This window comes from Thermogemmatispora argillosa (assembly GCF_059696725.1).
Window position 1 is genome coordinate 2,530,303 of the sequence record NZ_AP019377.1, and the last position, 17,714, is coordinate 2,548,016.

General features: G+C 61.9%; 14 protein-coding genes. 3 read left to right on the top strand and 11 right to left on the bottom strand.

Annotated elements, in window-relative coordinates:
- Positions 1 to 130: 130 nt before the first annotated feature.
- Complete coding sequence (locus AC6H1L_RS09870) at positions 131 to 3,256, top strand: type I restriction endonuclease (RefSeq protein ID WP_497601319.1); 3,126 nt, start codon at positions 131 to 133, stop codon at positions 3,254 to 3,256.
- Between the two features lie 148 nt (positions 3,257 to 3,404).
- On the opposite strand, the gene AC6H1L_RS09875 is transcribed toward AC6H1L_RS09870, so the two are convergent.
- Entirely contained in the window at positions 3,405 to 3,695 is a 291-nt protein-coding gene (locus AC6H1L_RS09875) for a hypothetical protein (RefSeq protein ID WP_497601320.1), read from the bottom strand.
- Between the two features lie 302 nt (positions 3,696 to 3,997).
- On the opposite strand from AC6H1L_RS09875, the gene AC6H1L_RS09880 reads away from it, so the two are divergent.
- Positions 3,998 to 4,261, top strand: coding sequence for a helix-turn-helix domain-containing protein (locus AC6H1L_RS09880; RefSeq protein ID WP_497601321.1), 264 nt, complete (start codon positions 3,998 to 4,000; stop codon positions 4,259 to 4,261).
- A gap of 46 nt (positions 4,262 to 4,307) precedes the next feature.
- On the top strand, positions 4,308 to 7,982 hold the full coding sequence (locus AC6H1L_RS09885; RefSeq protein ID WP_497601322.1) for a type ISP restriction/modification enzyme: 3,675 nt from the start codon (positions 4,308 to 4,310) through the stop codon (positions 7,980 to 7,982).
- A 34-nt stretch (positions 7,983 to 8,016) separates the two neighbouring features.
- Here the strand turns inward: AC6H1L_RS09885 and AC6H1L_RS09890 are convergent, their stop codons facing one another.
- The 10 genes from AC6H1L_RS09890 to AC6H1L_RS09935 form a co-directional block, all read right to left on the bottom strand.
- Positions 8,017 to 8,745 (bottom strand): class I SAM-dependent methyltransferase, encoded by a 729-nt coding sequence (locus AC6H1L_RS09890; RefSeq protein WP_497601323.1) that lies wholly within the window; start codon positions 8,743 to 8,745, stop codon positions 8,017 to 8,019.
- A complete protein-coding gene (locus AC6H1L_RS09895) occupies positions 8,742 to 9,731 on the bottom strand; it encodes an HAD family hydrolase (protein WP_497601324.1) in 990 nt (329 codons plus the stop codon). Before AC6H1L_RS09895 ends, AC6H1L_RS09890 begins: the two co-directional genes overlap by 4 nt.
- Before the next feature lie 349 nt (positions 9,732 to 10,080).
- Entirely contained in the window at positions 10,081 to 10,629 is a 549-nt protein-coding gene (locus tag AC6H1L_RS09900; RefSeq protein WP_497601533.1) for an ATP-dependent Clp protease proteolytic subunit, read from the bottom strand.
- Positions 10,630 to 11,267: 638 nt separating this feature from the next.
- Entirely contained in the window at positions 11,268 to 12,080 is an 813-nt protein-coding gene (locus tag AC6H1L_RS09905; protein WP_497601325.1) for an NUDIX hydrolase, read from the bottom strand.
- Between the two features lie 40 nt (positions 12,081 to 12,120).
- Positions 12,121 to 12,762, bottom strand: a complete 642-nt coding sequence (locus AC6H1L_RS09910) for a hypothetical protein (protein WP_497601326.1) — start codon at positions 12,760 to 12,762, stop codon at positions 12,121 to 12,123.
- Between the two features lie 89 nt (positions 12,763 to 12,851).
- Positions 12,852 to 14,501 carry a glutamine-hydrolyzing GMP synthase gene (gene guaA / locus AC6H1L_RS09915; protein WP_497601327.1) on the bottom strand — a complete coding sequence of 550 codons (1,650 nt, stop codon included), beginning with the start codon at positions 14,499 to 14,501 and terminating at the stop codon, positions 12,852 to 12,854.
- Between the two features lie 293 nt (positions 14,502 to 14,794).
- Positions 14,795 to 15,562, bottom strand: coding sequence for an SDR family oxidoreductase (locus AC6H1L_RS09920; protein ID WP_497601328.1), 768 nt, complete (start codon positions 15,560 to 15,562; stop codon positions 14,795 to 14,797).
- A 282-nt stretch (positions 15,563 to 15,844) separates the two neighbouring features.
- On the bottom strand, positions 15,845 to 16,204 hold the full coding sequence (locus AC6H1L_RS09925) for a cupin domain-containing protein (protein ID WP_497601329.1): 360 nt from the start codon (positions 16,202 to 16,204) through the stop codon (positions 15,845 to 15,847).
- Positions 16,205 to 16,577: 373 nt separating this feature from the next.
- Positions 16,578 to 16,802 (bottom strand): CsbD family protein, encoded by a 225-nt coding sequence (locus AC6H1L_RS09930; RefSeq protein WP_497601330.1) that lies wholly within the window; start codon positions 16,800 to 16,802, stop codon positions 16,578 to 16,580.
- Positions 16,803 to 16,964: 162 nt separating this feature from the next.
- Positions 16,965 to 17,636, bottom strand: coding sequence for a hypothetical protein (locus tag AC6H1L_RS09935; protein ID WP_497601331.1), 672 nt, complete (start codon positions 17,634 to 17,636; stop codon positions 16,965 to 16,967).
- Positions 17,637 to 17,714: the final 78 nt, after the last annotated feature.

A 17,714-nucleotide genomic window follows, 5' to 3' on the forward strand; every position in this document is an offset into this window, starting at 1 on the left:
GTAGTTCCTGACCGGGGCGAGCCTGGCGAGCCAGCCGGCGCGCGGGCTGCAGGCAGTTCAGGCCGGCGGCACTGCGCCCAGCTCTGGATTCAGAGCGAGGGTGCTGCTGGCGCAAGAAGAAGGTTACGCTATGGAGTTTACGCAGGTCATCAAAAACGTCGTAGTTTCTCGGGCCATTCACGCTTTGGAGCAGATGGGCTATCGCTATGAGGATGCCTCCACTGAGGAGGAAGGCCACTACGCCATTACTGGGCGCAGCAATGCAGAGGAGGTGGTACTGCTCGGGTCGCTGCGCACAGCGTTGCAGCGCCTCAATCCCGAGGCCAGTGCGGAGCAGATTGCTCGCGCCTGTGCGCTGCTGACACGCGACCGCGGCGCCGTGCATCCGCTGAGTGCCAATCGCGAGCTTTATCAGTGGTTGTGCGAGGGCCTGCCCTTGGGCGATACAGAAGGGCCGCTTGTGGCCACCCAGGCTACGCCTGGTCGTCGGCGACTCACCAGTCCGAGCGAGGCCAGGGCAGCCGCCTCGGCCAGTGGGGCAGGCGCCGGTCCGGTTCTGCGCCTCATCGACTGGCAACAGCCAGCCGCGAATGAGTGGCGGCTGATCTCGAATTACTGGGTTCAGGGACGCTGTGGTCCGCACTGTCTTCCCCTGGTCGGCTTTCTCAACGGCTTTCCGCTTCTTCTGTTTGTTATCGGCGTCGAGCCGCTGGAGCAGCTCTATCAGAGCTATGTGCGTCGCTACCGTCTTGAGCTACCACAGCTCTTGTGGTATAACGCCCTCGTTCTGCTGTCGAATGGTCCCTTGAACCGGGTGGGCAGCGTCGACAGCCCCTGGCCTCTGCTTACTCCCTGGAAGCGCGTTCAGGATGAAGATGCATTAGAGGACTGTTCGCTAGAGACGGCGCTCTACGCTACTTGTCAGCCAGCGCGCCTGCTTGATCTGATCGCGCATTTCACGCTGTTCTCTACGACGCCTCGCCCCACGAAGATTGTGGCGCGCAATCATCAGTACCTGGCGACGAATGCCGCCTATGCCCGTTTGCGCGAAAGTGGAGCCGTGCGGGGTCGGCTTGGACTGCTCTGGCAAACGCACGGCAGCGGCAAGAGCTATACGCTGGCATTTCTGCTGCAGAAGGTACGGCGGCAACGTGACGAGCCAAAGCCAATCTGTCTGGTGGTGACCGGTCACGAGGATCTGTGGCGCCAGCTTGTACGGACACTGACGGATTGCGGTTTGCTTGCGAAAGAGACGAAGGCGGCGACAGCGCCCGCGACGACGGCGGGCGAGCTGCAACGCTTGCTAGAGCGTCCTCCTGCGGGTTCTGGCACGCCGCCGCTCTACTTCGCGCTGCCTTCAGCTTTTGCTTCCTCCGAAGCGCTCTCCCTGCGGACGGATCTGCTGGTGATTGTCGATGAGCTGCATAGCTGCACTCTAGAGCAATTGCAACAGATGCGCCAGGCGTTGCCCGCGGCGGCGTTTCTTGGGCTAACGGCGACGCCCTGCACTGAGGATGAGGAGCCGGCGCTGCGCAGCCTCTTTGGTCCTTACCTGAGTTGCTACCCCTGCGCCCAGGCCCTTGCCGATGGCGCTATTTTGCCTGTGTATTACGAGGACCGCAGCGCCTTCCTGGGGATGCAGACCCCGCCTGGCTTTGCTGAGGCCATGCATCAGCTCGCCGAGGCCGCTGGCCCTTGCAGCGAGCATCAGGAGGAGCTGGCCCAGCGCCTGCGCACTCCCTACGCGTTGCTCACTCAGCCCGAGCGCCTCGATCTGGTGGCGCGCGATCTGGTTGAGCACTGGCTTGAGCGGGGCCGGCGCTCTAAGGCGGTCGTGCTGACGCTTGATAAGATCACTGCTGTGCGCCTCTATAATCGGGTGGTCTCTTTCTGGGAGCGGTTGCTACGCCGGCTGCAGCGGGAGCGCGATGAGACCTTCGATTGGCGGCGCCGCGCTGCTCTTGATGAACGCCTGGCCACCTATAGAGCAACAGAGATGGCTGTGGTCATCGCTCCCTCGCCCGATGATTATCGCCGCTTTGCCGATTTCAACAATACGCCGGGTCGGGTCTATTGCGAGTCGGTCGAGGTCCGTCCTCACCACGAGCGTCTCTACGCAGAGGACCTGGTCGCTCGTTTCCGCGATGCGCATGATCCTCTGCGCCTTGTCTTTACGTGTGATCCCTGGCTGGCGAGCCTGGCGGCTCCTCCGCTGTCGACGCTGTATCTCGATCGGCCTTTACGGGGTCCGCTCTTGCTGGCGGCCCTGACGGCGGTGAATCGGGTAGACGATGAAGAGAAGCCCTGCGGGCTAGTCGTCGACTATCTCGGTCACTGGCCCGTGCTTTCTGCCCTGCAACAGCAGTATAGTCGGGCCGCTGAGCATGTGCTTGCTCAGGCGAGACGCGCCCACCGGCGGGTCAGCCGTGAAGTGGTCAGCGCAGAGGTCAGCGCCATCCAGGAGAAAGGCCAGCTTGTGGCTGAGCTGGAGCAGGCTCTTAAGGAGACGCTGGATCTCTGCGAGCGCCGCGGCGTCGATGTCGCCAGGTTGCTGGCCGCCAGCGATGAGCACGAGCGTGACAGCGCCGCTCGGCAGGCTGCCGATCGTTTGCTCAGAGGCTATGAGCTGCGCCAGGCCTTCTTTGGGCAGGTGAAGCGCGTTGAGGCCTTGTATGCGGCGCTGCTGCCTGATAGGAGGGCGCCGCGCTTCGTCGGCCCGGTAGAGGCGCTGGGACTGACGGCCAGGATTATGCAGCGCGCACAGCAGTGCCGCAGCCTGGATGAGCTGCTTGAGCGTCCGCGCGCCAGCCTGGCTGAGGAGGGCCTGATGGCGCGCTACTCCGGTAGAGGCAGCGCGCAGCAGGTGAGGGGCGCTCAGCCTGCTCCGACAGCGCTGGATCTGCGCCGCGTGAGTCTGACGCGCCTGACAACGCTGCTCAAGAAGAGTAGGACTCCGCTGCTGAAGGCTGAGCAGTTGCGCAGCCTGGTGGCCTGGAATCTAGAGCTGCTGAGCAGCCAGGAGCCGCGCTATGCCGAGGCGCTGGCGCGGCTAGAGGAGCTGCAGCGCAAGTATGACAGCGGTCAGGCTCCCTGGGAGCAGTATCCTGCTGAGTTGCTGGCTTTTGTGCGCTCTTTGTTAGAGCTATCCGCCTCCGATCCGCAACCGCCAGACCCAGGGGCCGAGGGCCCTCGCTCGCGGCGCCACTCCGGCGATAGCCGGCGGAGAGGTTCCGCTCAGCCTCCTGCGGAGAGCTGAAGAGAACCTCTCGCGGCCTGGGTCGACAGTGGTTGTGTGGGCCTCTCATCTATTCATCGGTCTGTCTGCTTACCGGGCAGACGCTCGGGTCTGCCCGGTAAGCAGCTTGATTTGCCCCTCCCTCTGAACTTCAGTGCCCCTCCTGTGGTCAGTGAAGGTGCCCGTTACCCTGGACCGGCTCCTCCAGTAGCAGGAGGCCATAGATGCGACGTTCAACTGCCTCGATGACTTCTTTGAGGATAAGGCTGGCTGCGCGATCCCCGGCTAGCTCGGCCAGCCGCTCATAGGTCTCGTAGGAGGGTGCGGCATCGCGCTCGCCATCCCGCAGGGCTTGCGCGTACTCCCGCGCTAGCTGCTCCTTCAAGCGCTCAACTTCCTGGCTGATCTCGGGCTGCTCAACGTCGCGCTTCTCCTCTGGCCTTCCTTCGTCACCGGACATCGCTCTCTCCTTTCTTCCTTCCTGCACTGACGCTGGCCGGTCCGGCCCAGTCCTCCAATTCAACAGCACCCCGGCTCAGCTTCGTCTAACGGCTATATAGCAGATGGACCTATGATTTTAATGCTATCTTATAGAGCTATCTTATTATGCTAGCTCTATAGAGCTTACCTCTATAGTGTATATCACGTTGCCACTGCTGTCAAGTCTGGGAATCTGCTACACTCCCTCTGAGGACATATCTACAGGGCACCAGCATGATACGCCTGCGATTAAGAGAGATAGCTGAACGCAAGAGCATCAGCATGAGCCAGCTAGCCAGGCTGGCAGATGTCGATTACCGAACTGTTCGAAAGATTTTTCGCGACCCAAGCGCGATCATAGATTCGGATACCTTAGACAAGCTCTGTTGGGCCTTAAAGGTGACGCCGGCGGAGCTGATCGATTACGAGCCGACGCCGCCCCTGATCTGGCAGAAGCGCCTTGGACTCATCGTAGAGGAGAATGAGAAGCGTCAGGCGGCGCAGGAGGAAGAGGGCAGGGAAGAGAGCGACGGTAAGCAGCAGTAGCGGAATGCCCTGAGGTGAGTAGCGAGCAGCGGCGAGGTGCGCGAGCATGGCGACGCCCGTAAAGCTCTTCTATGTCTACGCGCGCGAAGATCGACCCTTTCTGGAGCGGCTAGAGCAGCATCTAGCCCTACTCCAGCGTCAGGGCTTACTGGTCACGTGGCACGATGGTGCCCTCCTGCCGGGCAGCGACTGGCGGCGCAGCATCCGCGAACAACTGGAGCAGGCGCAGCTTATCCTATTGCTGATCAGTCCTGCCTTCATGGCCTCTGACTATTGCTACGGCGTTGAAATGCAGCGTGCATTAGAGCGTCAGCGGCGAGGTCAGGCCCAGGTAGTCCCAATTCTGTTGCGGCCCGTTGATTGGGCCAATGCCCCTTTCGCTCATCTTCAGGTTCTGCCAGGCAACGCCCGGCCAATCTCGACCTGGGCCAACCAGGATGCCGCTTTTGCCGAAGTAGTGGGCGGACTGCGGCGTGTCATCGCCTACCTGATGGAGCAGGAAGACCAGCGTGTGTATAATAGAGCACAACAGCACACGTACAGAAAGGGGTCGTCGTCCATGTCCACCGAGGCTCTCATCAGCACGCCCGCCGCGCTCACGCCCACGCTACTCAAGCGCGCCATCGAGCGTTACCGCAAACAGCTCCGCTCTTACGAGGGCTTCGCCACCCATGAGCTGGCCCTGCGCAGCGCCTTTCAGCGCCTGCTAGAGGAGACCGCCACCGCCGTCAATCTCAAGCTCATCCCTGAGCAAACCCTGCCCAACGGCCTGCGACCTGACGGCGTGCTGCGCGACGTCAACGAATTCTTCATTCGCGGTCTCTGGGAGGCCAAGGCTCCCCACCTCGACCTCGAACGCGAAGTCCAGCGCAAAATTGAGGCTGGCTATCCTCTCCGTAACACCCTCTTCGAGAACAGCCGGCGGGCCATCCTCTACCAGGACGGTCAGCGCCTCCTCTTCAACCTGGACGACGACAACGAGCTGCGCGACCTCCTGACGCGCTTTCTGACCTACACCGAACCGCAGATCGCCCGCTTCGAAGCCGCTGTCGAAGAATTTCAGGACCGCATTCCCGAGCTGGCCGCGCGCCTCCTGCACATCATCCAGCAGGAAGCCACCCAGAACCGGACCTTCAGCGCAGCCCTCAACGACTTCATCGCTCTCTGCCGCAGCAACCTCAACCCGCAGATCAGCCAGGCCGACATCACCGAAATGCTCGTGCAGCACCTGCTCACCGAGCGTCTCTTTCGCACCGTCTTCGACAATCCTGATTTTGTCAACCGCAACGTCATCGCCGCCCAAATCGAGCAAGTCATTCGCGCCCTGACGAGCCGCGCCTTCAACCGGCAAGAATTCCTGCGTTCACTCGATCATTTCTATCTGGCCATCGAGGAGGCCGCGCGCAGCATCCGCGACTGGACGGAGCGTCAGCGCTTCCTCAACACGGTATACGAGCGCTTCTTTCAAGGCTTCTCCGTCCAAAAAGCCGATACCCACGGCATTGTCTACACGCCGCAGGAGATCGTCGACTTCATGGTCGCCAGCGTCGACGAGGCCCTCCAGCGCGAATTTGGCTGCTCGCTGGCAACGCCCGGGGTCAAGGTCCTTGACCCCTGCACCGGTACCGGCAACTTCGTGGTCAACATCCTGAAGCGGCTCCCCCGCGGGGTCCTGCGCCAGAAATACACCGAAGATCTCTTCTGCAATGAGATCATGCTCCTGCCCTACTATATCGCCTCGCTCAACATTGAGCACGCCTACTACGAGCGCATGGGGGAGTATGAACCATTTGCGGGGATCTGCTTTGTCGACACGCTGGAGCTGGCTGATCGCGTCCGCAGCAACGGCGGCACTGTGGTCACGCAGCCGCGGCTCTACTTTGTCGAAGAGAACACGCAGCGGGTCCTGCGCGAGAAAGAGGCCGACATCATGGTCATCATCGGCAACCCGCCCTACAACGTCGGCCAGAAGCGTGAGAACGAGAACAACAAAAACCGCCCCTACCAGCTCCTTGACCAGCGCATTCGCGAAACCTACGTCCGCGACTCCCAGGCCACCAATCGCAACATGCTCTACGATGCCTATGTGCGCTTCTTCCGCTGGGCCAGCGACCGCCTGCGGGGCCGCGACGGCATCGTCTGTTTCGTCTCCAACAACTCCTTTATTGACCAGCTCGCCTTTGACGGCATGCGCTATCATCTTCTCCAGGACTTCACCCACATCTACCATCTTGATTTGCATGGTAACGTCCGCCGCAACCCGCGCCTCTCCGGTACCACCCACAACGTTTTTGGCATCCAGGTCGGCGTTGGGATCACCCTGGCGATTCGGGCGGCCCATCACCAGGAGCGCCGCCTCTACTACTATCGCGTCCCCGAAGACTGGCGCAAAGAGGAGAAACTCAGCTTCCTGCGCGAGAAACGCAGCTTCAGCCACATCCCCTGGCAGCAACTGCAGCCACCCACACCACGGCAATGGCTGGCTCCCCAGTCGGGACCCGAGTGGAGTACCTTCTTGCCGCTGGGGAGCAGGGAAGGCAAGCGGTCAGCAATGTCTGAGAAAGACAGCGATCATTTGACTATCTTTGCAGCTTACTCGCTTGGCATCCAGACGGGCCGCGACGTCTGGGTCTATGACTTCGACAGCTCCCAATTGGCTTTGAAAGTGCAACACATGATCGAAGTCTACAACAGCGATCTGGCGCGCTGGCGACGAGCCAACAGACCCGCCGACCTTGATAGCTTTGTCACCGCTGACGAAACAAAAATCAAGTGGAGCAGCCGCCTCAAAGAGCATTTCTTGCACGAGGTCGAGGCTCGCTTTCAGGCCAACAACATCCGCCGCGCCCTTTTTCGCCCGTTCACCAGCATGTATCTCTACTTCGATCCCCTACTCAACCAGCGTCAAGCCCTCTGGCCCCGCCTGCTGCCCACGCCAGCCAGCGAAGAGGAGAACCGCCTCATCTGCGTTCCCGGCCCGGGCAACCGCAAGCCCTTCGGCTGCCTCGCCACCAACCACATCGCCGATCTTGATCTGGCCTTTGAAAAGATCCAGTGCCTCCCCTTTTACATCTACGCCAGCGACGGCAGCCGGCAGGAGAACATCACCGATGGCGTCCTGGCCCTCTTCCAGCGCCACTACGGCCCCCAGGTCAACAAATGGGACCTCTTCCACTACGCCTACGCCATCCTGCACCATCCCGCCTACCGCGAGCGCTACGCCGAGCGGCTCAAGTATGAGCTACCGCGCATCCCCCTCCTGAAGCGCAACGAAGCCTTTTGGGCCGCCGTCAGCCTCGGTCGGCAGCTCCTCGACCTGCACATCCACTACGAGCGGACGAATCCCTACCCGCTGCGTGAGATCGAAGACGAGCGCTTCAGCTACCGCGACAACCGCCGCATCACGCGCCTGCGCCTCAGCCCAGACCGGCGCACCATCCAGGTTAGCCCCGGCCTCACCCTGACCGACATCCCAGAGGACTGCTTTCGCTACATGCTGGGCGGTCGCTCAGCGCTGGAGTGGGTCCTGGAACAATACCAGCTTCGCCGCGACCCCCACAGCGGCATCGTCCTTGACCCCAACCGACACGACGACCCCGACTTTATCGTCCGCCTGCTCAAGCAGGTAATCACCGTCAGCCTGCAGACCCTGACCCTGGTGGAAGAACTCGAACAAGCAGTCACACCGGAGGATTGGCTCAGCGCTCTCCCGCCGGCCTGAACGCCCCTGCAGCGGCACCGCGCTCCCGCCGCGCTCAGGCACGCGGCTTCTCGCCGATCGTCAGATAGGCCTCCCAGCGGCGACTACGCACCCGCTCCGCACGGCGCCGCAGCCCAAAGCGCTCCAGCGGAATGCGCAGCCCGAAGGGCGTGGCCGGCAGCTCCTCGGTCGTCAGCCCGCTCGCCTCATCGCGCTCCACGCGCACCACACGATAGCGCTCCTCGACAGGAGCCGAGCGAGGATAGAAGCCATAGACCAGCCAATGGATCAGCAACAGCAGCGGCTGCAAGAGGCCAACCGGGAGCAAATTGGCCCCCTCAAGCACCACCAGACGCCCGCCCGGACGCAACACCCGGGCCACCTCAGCAATCGTATCGGGATCAAAAATATAGTCAGAGGGGAAAGTACTCACCACCGTATCAAAGGAGGCATCAGCAAAGGGGAGATGCTGGGCCTCGCCGAGCAGCACCTGACCTGGCTGGCCCACCTTGCGCCGCTGCAGGGTCGCCCGCGCCGCCGCCACCATCTCTGGCGAGCGCTCAACCGCCACACAGCGATACCCCTGCTCACACAAATCAGCCAGCAGATCGCCCAGACCACAGCCCAGCTCCAGCACGTCGCGCCCCACCACGCGCGGCAAAACCAGCCGCTGCCAGACACGCCACTGTCCGGCAAAAGGCACCGTGCTGGCAAAACGATAGAGATAGCGATTACGATAGAGCGTCTCAAAGAGCACCTGTCGCAGACGCCCTCTCACACTCACAGCGCACCCGCCTTCGGAAAAATCTCCAGCAAATCGCTCAACTGCTCGATCATCAGATCGGGCTTGTACTCCTCGGCGTCGCTCGCCAGCAAAGCCAACGGATCACTCCCCGGCCCCTGCACCGTCGAGAGCACATAATCATCATCGGTCACATGCAGACCCGGGGGCAGATCAGGGGGAAGATCGCCGGCAACACCACCAGCCGAAGAGGAAGAAGCACAAGGCCCCTGATGCTCAAAAGCAGCCCCGGCACTGGCAGCGCCGGGCGCCACCAGGCGAGCCTGTAGCGCCTCCCGTACGCGCGGCTTCGGCTTCCAGATCGCCAGCAAGCCCAGACGCTTGGCCCCGACGATATCGGAGCGCAACGAATCACCCACCATTGCCGCCTCAGCGGGAGAAACATTCAGCGCACGGAGCGTATGCAAGAAGATCGCGGGGTCGGGTTTGCGCACACCCAGATCGGCGGAAATAGCAATAGTAGCGGGATCGAAGTATTCGAAGAGGCCAAAGGCCCGCAAATCCTCTTGAAAAGGAGGGCCTCCCCACAAGCGATTAGTTACCACCCCAAGAAGGAAGCCACGCCGGCGCAACTCGGCGAGCGTTGGCAGCGCATCATCGTAGAGCAAGCGCGAATCGATAATGCGCACGCGCAGCGCCTCAAAGAGGGCTGCCCCAAGCTGGCGATCGATCTGACCCCAGCCCAGTTGAGCCAGCGTCTCCATAGCCACCTCAGCCCCATCCGGCTCATGGCTGGGATCACGCCGAATGCGGGCCCGCGTCTGAGCATCAAAGGCGACGCGCAGCGACCGGCCCAGCGTCACATCGTCCTGGTCTGGGAGGCTGCACGACTCCAGGTGCGTCCGTAGGAGGGCGATCGCCTGACAATTAGCCGCGAACTCCAGGCGACGCCAGGTCTCTGGGTCCTTCCGGTACCAGAGCGTATCGCCAAGATCAAAGAGCACGCAGCGAATGATGCGTCCCTTCACAAGCAATAACCTCAAGTTGCTCTTCCCATGAGCGGGGGCGCGGGTCGTCTCCCTCCACCCCTACCTCCCCTTCCTGTCACCAGACAGCAGCATCTGGCCCAGCTTGCCCCCGCCGCGCCTTCCTCCTGGATTGAGCCAGGCCGACAGCGAGGGAGAGAGCGCAGGGCGCTCAGCCATACCGATGCCAGTGCGCGTCGGCTCTGCCTTCTCCATGCGCCCTCAGCCAGTGCAGTGTTAGCTAGCAAACACATGCGGAGCAAGCAAGAGGGCCAGACATTACCCACAGGCAGGAATGACAAACGGACAGGGGCGAAGGGGATGACCCGCCCTTGGCGGTTCCCCGCCTTAGCTAGCGCTCGCTCTCTTCAGCTTTGGAGAGGACATCATCGGCTAGACCGTACTCTACCGCCTGTTGCGCAGAGAGGTAGTAGTTGCGGTCGGAGTCCTGCATGATGCGCTCCACCGTCTGGCCGGTGTGACGCGAGAGGATCTCATAGATGATGCGGCGCAGGCGCAGGATCTCGCGAGCCGTGATCTCGATATCGGCGGCCTGGCCTTCAGCACCGCCCAACGGCTGATGAATCAGCACCGTTGAGTTAGGCAGGCAGAAACGCTTGCCTTTGGCCCCGGCAGCCAGCAAGACCGCCCCCATACTCATGGCCATCCCCACGCAGACCGTCGAGACATCCGGCTTGACCCACTGCATGGTGTCGTAAATCGCCAGGCCAGCGTAGATGCTACCACCCGGGGAGTTAATATAGAGGTAGATGTCCTTGGTCGCGTCCTCGCTCTGCAAGTAGAGCAACTGAGCTACCGTGACATTGGCCACCTGGTCGTTAATGGGCGTCCCTACAAAAATGATACGCTCCTTCAGCAGGCGCGAATAGATATCCCACATGCGTTCGCCGCGCGGGGTCGACTCCACAACACCGGGGATGATACCTCGCGGCTCTAGAAACTCCCTCGACTCTTTGATCCACTTGGGGTCTCGGGGATTGAATACCGATCCCATGTTCGCTCCTTGTGATCTCGTTCAGTTGTCGCTACTGGCTGAAAATGCAGACAGACATTGAGAAGAACAGCGCTTGTACCCGTGCCTCTGCCCTTCCCACTCTACCAACCCAACCACCTTAGTTTATGACTTGCCAACCCAATCGCTCAAGCGCGATACCTCCCTCCAAACCAGCTCTATTCAGGCTCAGCCCGCATACTCTCGGCAGGCAACAGGCTCGCTCGGCCCCTGCCTGGGCTGCACGGCACGCCTGGCCTGGCTTCAGCTCCTCGCCGCCCAGACTACGCCCCCAGCCGGGCCGCGCTCTCTGTCTGTACCTGTTCTCTGTTGTCTCTATCATATCCTATCTGCCTGCGAACCGCAAGCAGCGAGGTCGCCGCTCCGTTCCGTTGCCCGCGACCAGACAGACCCCCTCAGCCATTTCCTTCCCCACCTCATCTGGTCAGGCCAGCCCCTTTGCCTCCCGTTCATCCTTCTGCACGGTGCGCCTTGACCGAGGGTCAGTCAGTCAACCAGTCAACCGGTCAGGTCAGACGCCAGAGCGTCTCAGCATACCAGGCCTCGCCGAAGCGCCAGCCGCCGTAGAAGAGCAAAGCCGCCTCCCCGGTCGCGGAGATCTGTCCGTGGTGGGTAAAGAGGAAGGAGCGCAAGCTCTCCGCCCGCGCTGGTAGCGTCAGCAGACGCTCGACCTCGCGATCCTCCGGCTGACGCTGCCTGACCGCCTCCAGCGGGATACGCAGAGAGGAAAGGAAGCAGAGTTCTGGATGGGGCGTGAGCAGATCGTAGGCCAGGCCCAGACAGAGCTGACGGGCAATATCTTCGCTTTGCAGGCCCGTCTCCTCACGGATCTCGCGCTGCATGGCCCCAAAGAGATCGGGCCGCCCGGAACTGTCGCGGTCGCGCTGGCGCTCGCAGAAGCCGCCAATGACATGATAGCGCCCCTCATAGACATCCACGCCGCGCCGCTGATCAAGCAGAAGCTGACCATCGGCGGTTTCGAGGACAGAGCAGACGGCCAGCGGGTTGCTCAGTTCACTGCGCCCTCGCCCCCGCGCAAAGTCCGGCTCCCGGCTCGCCACATACTCCTTATAGCTGGTGGCACCCAGCGTCAGATAGAGGCGCCCATCAAGGCGCACCTCCCAGGCCGCCAGGCGATAGAGGGCACCATCGTAGAGGGCAGCCCCACGCTCTCGCGTCTCTTGCAGCTTCCGATGCCAGCATGCTTCAATGCAATCGTCATCCTGGTGAGTGCGCGGCATGCGCAGGCTCTCATCGTAGCTGACAACGAGCCGCTCGGCCTCAAAGCAGCCGCGCACCAGAATCTCAAATTCGCGCATGGCTCGCCCTGCACTTCCAGATAAGTATTCGACGGGGAGACTACCAAGAGAACCAAACGATCATTCTGACGCCATCGTCGCCATAGTTGCGCGCCAGCGCCTCCATGACGGCAAAGGTCACCTCCCAACTAGGGCGCGCATCCTTGCGTCGTAGCCGCACGGAGCGGTAGACTTTGCCATTGATTTCCCACTCCTGTCCCTCCGGCCAGGTGCGCGTACCGAAGATTCCCTCGATCAGGGAATGATCAACTGCCTGAGCAAAATCGCGGTCCCAGGCGGCTTTACCCTCGTAGATGAGGCTACCATCCTCGGCGCGGCGGTAACGGTGAATGCGGGCATCCGGCAGTTCCGCCGGCTCCTCCCAATCAATGGCCTTGATCTCGGCCCAGGTGATCCAGCCTGCCCCAAAGACGCCCTCGCCCCAGCGCTCATACTCTTCGCGCACCGCCGGAGAGACATCCTCGGGCAAGCCACGCTCTTCGGCCACCGGGCGAAAGTTGGCGTAATTCCGGACCCCGAAGAGGCAGCCGAAGGCATCGTAGCTACGGTCATGAAAGAGGAAGCCCAGGCGGATGGCTGGTTGCCAGGGCGTGGTCTCGCCCTCCCGGAGAAAGGATCGGCGACACTCGATCCAGCCGCTGATATCAACGCCCATTGCGATCTGCTCCTTTCGTCGATGCATCTCCTCCTGCGGCCCGGCCCTGCCAGAGCACTGCCCCCAGCCGGCTGAGGCCGGGCAGCGGCAGCCGGCTGTCTGGCAGGCCCAAGCGACTATTCCCATTCAATGGTTGCAGGTGGCTTCGAGGTGATGTCATAGACGACGCGGTTGACGCCAGGCACCTCGTTGACGATGCGATTGGCGACACGGGCCAGCAGATCGTAGGGCAAACGGGCCCAGTCCGCGGTCATAAAGTCCTCGGTAGTTACGGCGCGCAGCGCCACGACCTGGGCGTAGGTACGGCCATCGCCCATGACGCCGACGCTGCGGACAGGAGTGAGCACAGCGAAAGCCTGGCTCACCTGACGATAGAGGCCAGCGCGGCGGAGTTCCTCGATCAGGATGGCATCGGCGGCGCGCAAGGTTTCCAGGCGCTGTTCATCGACAGCCCCGATAACGCGGATTGCCAGACCAGGCCCGGGGAAGGGATGGCGCCAGACCCACTCTTCGGGAAGGCCAAGGGTCAGGCCAATCTCACGTACCTCATCCTTGAAGAGCCAGCGCAGCGGCTCCACAAGCTGCAGGGTCATCTCTTCGGGCAGCCCGCCAACGTTGTGATGGGTTTTGATGCGCGTAGCGGTGCTAGCAGTATCGCGTCCTGCGCTCTCGATGACATCGGGGTAGAGCGTCCCTTGAACCAGGAAGCTGATCGGACCCTGCTCCTGGGCCAGACGGACAGCCTCCTCCTCAAAGACGCGAATGAACTCCTCGCCGATGATCTTGCGCTTCTGTTCAGGGTCGGTGACGCCCTCCAGGCGTGCCAGAAAGCGTCGACGGGCGTCGACGGCGACCAAGGGAATATGCAGATGGCGACTGAAGGTCTCCACGACCTGCTCAGGCTCGCCGGCCCGCATACACCCGGTGTCGACGAAGATGCAGGTGAGGCGCTCGCCGATGGCGCGGTGAACCAACAAGGCCGCCACGGCAGAGTCGACGCCTCCCGAGAGGGCGCAGATGGCGCGCGCCTGTCCGACGCGGCTCCGAATCTGGGCTACGGCCTCATCGATAACAGAGCCGGGGGTCCAGTCGGCGCGACAAGCGCAGACGCGGAAGAGAAAATTACGCAGGATCTCCCGCCCCTGCGGGGTATGGGTAACCTCGGGATGGAACTGCAGACCGATGAGGCCACCGGGTCCAGCGATGGCGGCACAGGGATTGCTCTCGCTACGCGCGAGCACGCTGAAGCCGGGCGGGAGCTGGTCGACGCTGTCGCCGTGGCTCATCCAAACCTTGAGGCTGCGCTCCCCTGCCTCGCTGCCGGCGCCTGGCAGCTCAGCAAAGATTTCAGCAGCGCGCCCCTGGTCGCCAGCCGCAGGCAGCAGCTCAATGGTGGCCGGACCATACTCGCGCCGTCCCTGAGCTGGGGCCACGTGACCGCCAAGCTGGTGCGCCAGGAGCTGCATGCCGTAGCAGATACCTAGCACGGGCAGACCGCTCCGCAGAATAGCCGGATCACAGCGCGGGGCCTGGGCATCGTAAACACTGGCCGGCCCTCCTGAAAGGATGAACCCCTTAATATCAAGGTGGGCTTTCTCACGCTGCAATTGTTCCAGCGTGGTTTCGGCTGGAACCAGCTCGCTGTAGACGTGCTGCTCACGGATGCGCCGCGCAATGAGGCGACTGTACTGGGAGCCAAAGTCGAGTACGATAATGGCCTGGCGGCGCGCTTGGCTGGACACGCGGCTCTCCTCTTCCTCTTTCATGGCCTGGATCAATAGGACTCTCCCCGCTTTATGAAGTAATACGTGTCTCTATTTTAACTCTTCACGCAACCTTACCGCTATCCCCCTCTGAGGAGCCTGTCTGATCTGCGCACCGCCGGCCTGTAGGTCAGGGGCCTATAGCAAGAAGAAAGAGCCAGGGACCGGGGGCCATTGGCCTTTCTCCGGTCCCTGGCTGACAGCGCGATCGCTTCGCTACGCTGCCCTTGCCTGGGCGGCAGCAAAGGCTTGTCGACTAGCCGTCTCAAGGAAGGGCCGGCGCGCCAGATCGGTGCTCAGGAGCGCGGCGCCGGCCCGCCTGAGACGTAGATGATCTGTCCGTTAACAAAGCCGGCCTCTTCAGAGGCAAGGAAACAAATGACGTTGGCTACATCGCGCGGCTGGCCCACGCGCCGCACGGGGATGCGCTTGGAGGCTTCGGCAATAACTTCCTCGGGATCAAGGCCCTGCCGACGGGCAGAGGAGCGGGTCATTTCGGTGTCGATAAAGCCAGGGGCGACGGCGTTGGTCGTGATGCCAAAGGGGCCTAGCTCGATGGCCAGCGTGCGAGTGAAGCCCTGTAGGCCCGCCTTGGCCGCCGAGTAGTTGGCCTGGCCGCGGTTACCCAGGGCCGAGGTCGACGACAGGGAAATAATGCGACCATAGCGCTGCTGTACCATGTGCTTCTGCGCGGCCCGACTGCACAGAAAGGCACCTTTGAGGTGGACGGCCATCACCGCGTCCCAGTCTTCTTCACTCATCTTGAAGAGGAGGTTGTCGCGTATGATCCCCGCGTTATTGACAAGGATATCGAGCCGTCCGAACTGGCTGACGGTCTTTTCTACCGCCTCCTCAACCATAGCGTTGTTGGAGACGTCGCAGGGCAGCACAAGGCATTGTGTGCCCAGGCGCTCTAGCTCTTGCGCGACCTGCTGGCAGCCCTCTACGTCGATATCGACCAGGGCAACACGCGCGCCCTCCTCGGCCATGCGCAGCGCTGTCGCCGCGCCGATCCCGCGTCCGGCACCGGTCACAAAGGCAACTCGTCCATCAAGTCGTCCCATAGTGTGCTCCTTTTCGCAATGTGGTGAAGGCGACGTTGATACAGGTTACGTTAAGTATAGTATATCTTTAGCGATCACCTTCGCAAAGGGACGGCTCGCTCTCTTCGCTGGTTTTACGCCGGAGCCTCGACGCCCATACGCTCCTCGCTGGCAGCGGCCAGCCCGAGAGAGAGCCGCCTCCCCGCGAAGAACAGGCCTGCTACGCCGGCCTGATGCGCATGGGTGGGCGAGTGGCAGGGCAAAGGATGGGTGGGACGAGGGCTGCCCCGCTGCCCGAGGACATCAGCGCTCAGGTTGATCCTGCCCTGATTCTACGGGGCGCCTGGCTGGTGTCCGTTGCGCCTCCAGGCAGGTCACTCCCTGCGGACCAACGAAGGCACTATGACGGGTGCCCGCCGGCAAGATCATACAATCCCCCGGCTCCAAGTCAATGATGCCCTCGGGTCCTGGCGTGTCGGGCAGGACAAAGCGAATAGAGCCACGCAGGCAGTAGAGCACCTTGTCGTAGCTGTGGCTGTGCACCGCATAGGTATCGCCCGGGCCGTTAGACCAACTGTAAGGAGCCAATCCTTGCTCTTGCATCTTCTGCCGTATCTCTTGCTCAGCGGGAGGATTTGATCCTTGCCAACGAATTACTTGCATAGTCGATCCCTCACTTCTTGATACTAAGCTGGCACGATTAGCCCAGCTAATCGTATTTTCAGCAGTATAGGGCGAATTTGTAAATAGCCGATGATGGACTGCTAAAAGCTCTGTTAATAGAGATGAGCTAGCCCGAGAAGGAGAGCAAGAGGGGGCCGCACCTTACTTGAGCAGCCAGGGAAGCCATCCGGCCAGACCTGGCCTCAGCGGCGCGGCTTCTTTGTCGGGTCGGCAAGTGAGGATCAAATCCAATCAACATAGCAAAACGAGGTCTGCTCTCCTCGGTCGAGCGAGAGCAGACCCCAGCGTTAGCGATCCAGGCCAGGTCTGGTCAGCGAGCGAGCGGACCAGCGAGCGGCCTGATCAGAGAGGGCTAGGGCTGGTGTTCTTCTTTGGCCTCCTTGGCCTTCTCGCTGGCATGTTGGGCGGCCTCCTTGACCTGCTCGGCAGCCTCGTGCAGCTTCTCGCCCACCTTGCCAAGCAGTCCCTGGGCCTTGCCCTCGGCCTGCAGTTGCTCATTGCCAGTGAGGTTCCCCAGCGACTCCTTCAGACCACCTTGAGCCTCCTTGGCCTTGCCCTCGAGTTCATCTTTATTCATCGTAGTGTTTCCTTCCCTTCTTAAAATTTCAGGCACGAAACTACTTTGTCCATCCCGCCTTGGGAGCGAGCGCGCCGACGTCAGAGCGTCGGTGCGCCCTCTGCGATCGCGCGTTTGCGTGTGATTCCCAGGCTTCTGGCGCGCTCAACGCGGCAAGTCCTGTCAGCGGTCGCGATAATGTGGATGGCGCGCCGAGGCCACCCACGTCCCTGCGAGGCAGACCAGTGCTCCCCCCAGACCCCACAGCAGACACCAGAGCACCTCTAGAACAGCGGTGCCGGCGTCCAGCGTGGCAGTTCCCGTTAGATTGCCCGGATAGGCAGGAATAAAGCTGGTCGGCCAGAGAAGTAGCGAGTAGACGATACCGCCTACAGCTCCTGCCAGGAAGCCCAGGCGTCGACGTACAGCGATTCGCCCAAGGATGAGACCACCAACAAAAGCAACAATCAGCGCCACCAGCCAGGTGATACCATAGATGGCGGCTAGCAGCAACGCTACTCGCACCGTAAGCGCATCGCGCATCACCTGGCGATGGGCCTCATTGAAGAGACTGGCATTCACCAGGATGAGCACAATGGTGACCAGGGCCACGAGGACGCCCATGATCAGGCCCGTGATGAGAGCATAGCGCGTCCCCCGTTCCGGCAGCCGCGCCGGCTCACGGGTTGGCGTGACCTCCGACCTCCGGGCACTTGTTCCCGACGTCGCCTGCGTTGGCGCGACGCGCACCGTTTCCGGCTGAGCGACCAGGCCCTCTACATCCGAGGCCCCAGTCTGCCCCGCCGGCCTATCCGCTCCTTTCTCCGGCGAGCGGAGTTGATGAACATCTTCCATGACTGCACTCGCTTTCTCTGACCCGTCAGCGATCGGAGTAGCCTGTTGCTGTGCGTTCCTTTTTGTTTGTTTGCCTTC

Coding starts and splice junctions, on each gene's coding strand:
- AC6H1L_RS09870 (WP_497601319.1), top strand. CDS start 131: ATGGAGTTTACGCAGGTCATCAAAAACGTCGTAGTTTCTCGGGCCATT.
- AC6H1L_RS09875 (WP_497601320.1), bottom strand. CDS start 3,695: ATGTCCGGTGACGAAGGAAGGCCAGAGGAGAAGCGCGACGTTGAGCAG.
- AC6H1L_RS09880 (WP_497601321.1), top strand. CDS start 3,998: ATGAGCCAGCTAGCCAGGCTGGCAGATGTCGATTACCGAACTGTTCGA.
- AC6H1L_RS09885 (WP_497601322.1), top strand. CDS start 4,308: ATGGCGACGCCCGTAAAGCTCTTCTATGTCTACGCGCGCGAAGATCGA.
- AC6H1L_RS09900 (WP_497601533.1), bottom strand. CDS start 10,629: ATGTGGGATATCTATTCGCGCCTGCTGAAGGAGCGTATCATTTTTGTA.
- AC6H1L_RS09905 (WP_497601325.1), bottom strand. CDS start 12,080: ATGCGCGAATTTGAGATTCTGGTGCGCGGCTGCTTTGAGGCCGAGCGG.
- AC6H1L_RS09910 (WP_497601326.1), bottom strand. CDS start 12,762: ATGCATCGACGAAAGGAGCAGATCGCAATGGGCGTTGATATCAGCGGC.
- guaA (WP_497601327.1), bottom strand. CDS start 14,501: ATGAAAGAGGAAGAGGAGAGCCGCGTGTCCAGCCAAGCGCGCCGCCAG.
- AC6H1L_RS09920 (WP_497601328.1), bottom strand. CDS start 15,562: ATGGGACGACTTGATGGACGAGTTGCCTTTGTGACCGGTGCCGGACGC.
- AC6H1L_RS09925 (WP_497601329.1), bottom strand. CDS start 16,204: ATGCAAGTAATTCGTTGGCAAGGATCAAATCCTCCCGCTGAGCAAGAG.
- AC6H1L_RS09930 (WP_497601330.1), bottom strand. CDS start 16,802: ATGAATAAAGATGAACTCGAGGGCAAGGCCAAGGAGGCTCAAGGTGGT.
- AC6H1L_RS09935 (WP_497601331.1), bottom strand. CDS start 17,636: ATGGAAGATGTTCATCAACTCCGCTCGCCGGAGAAAGGAGCGGATAGG.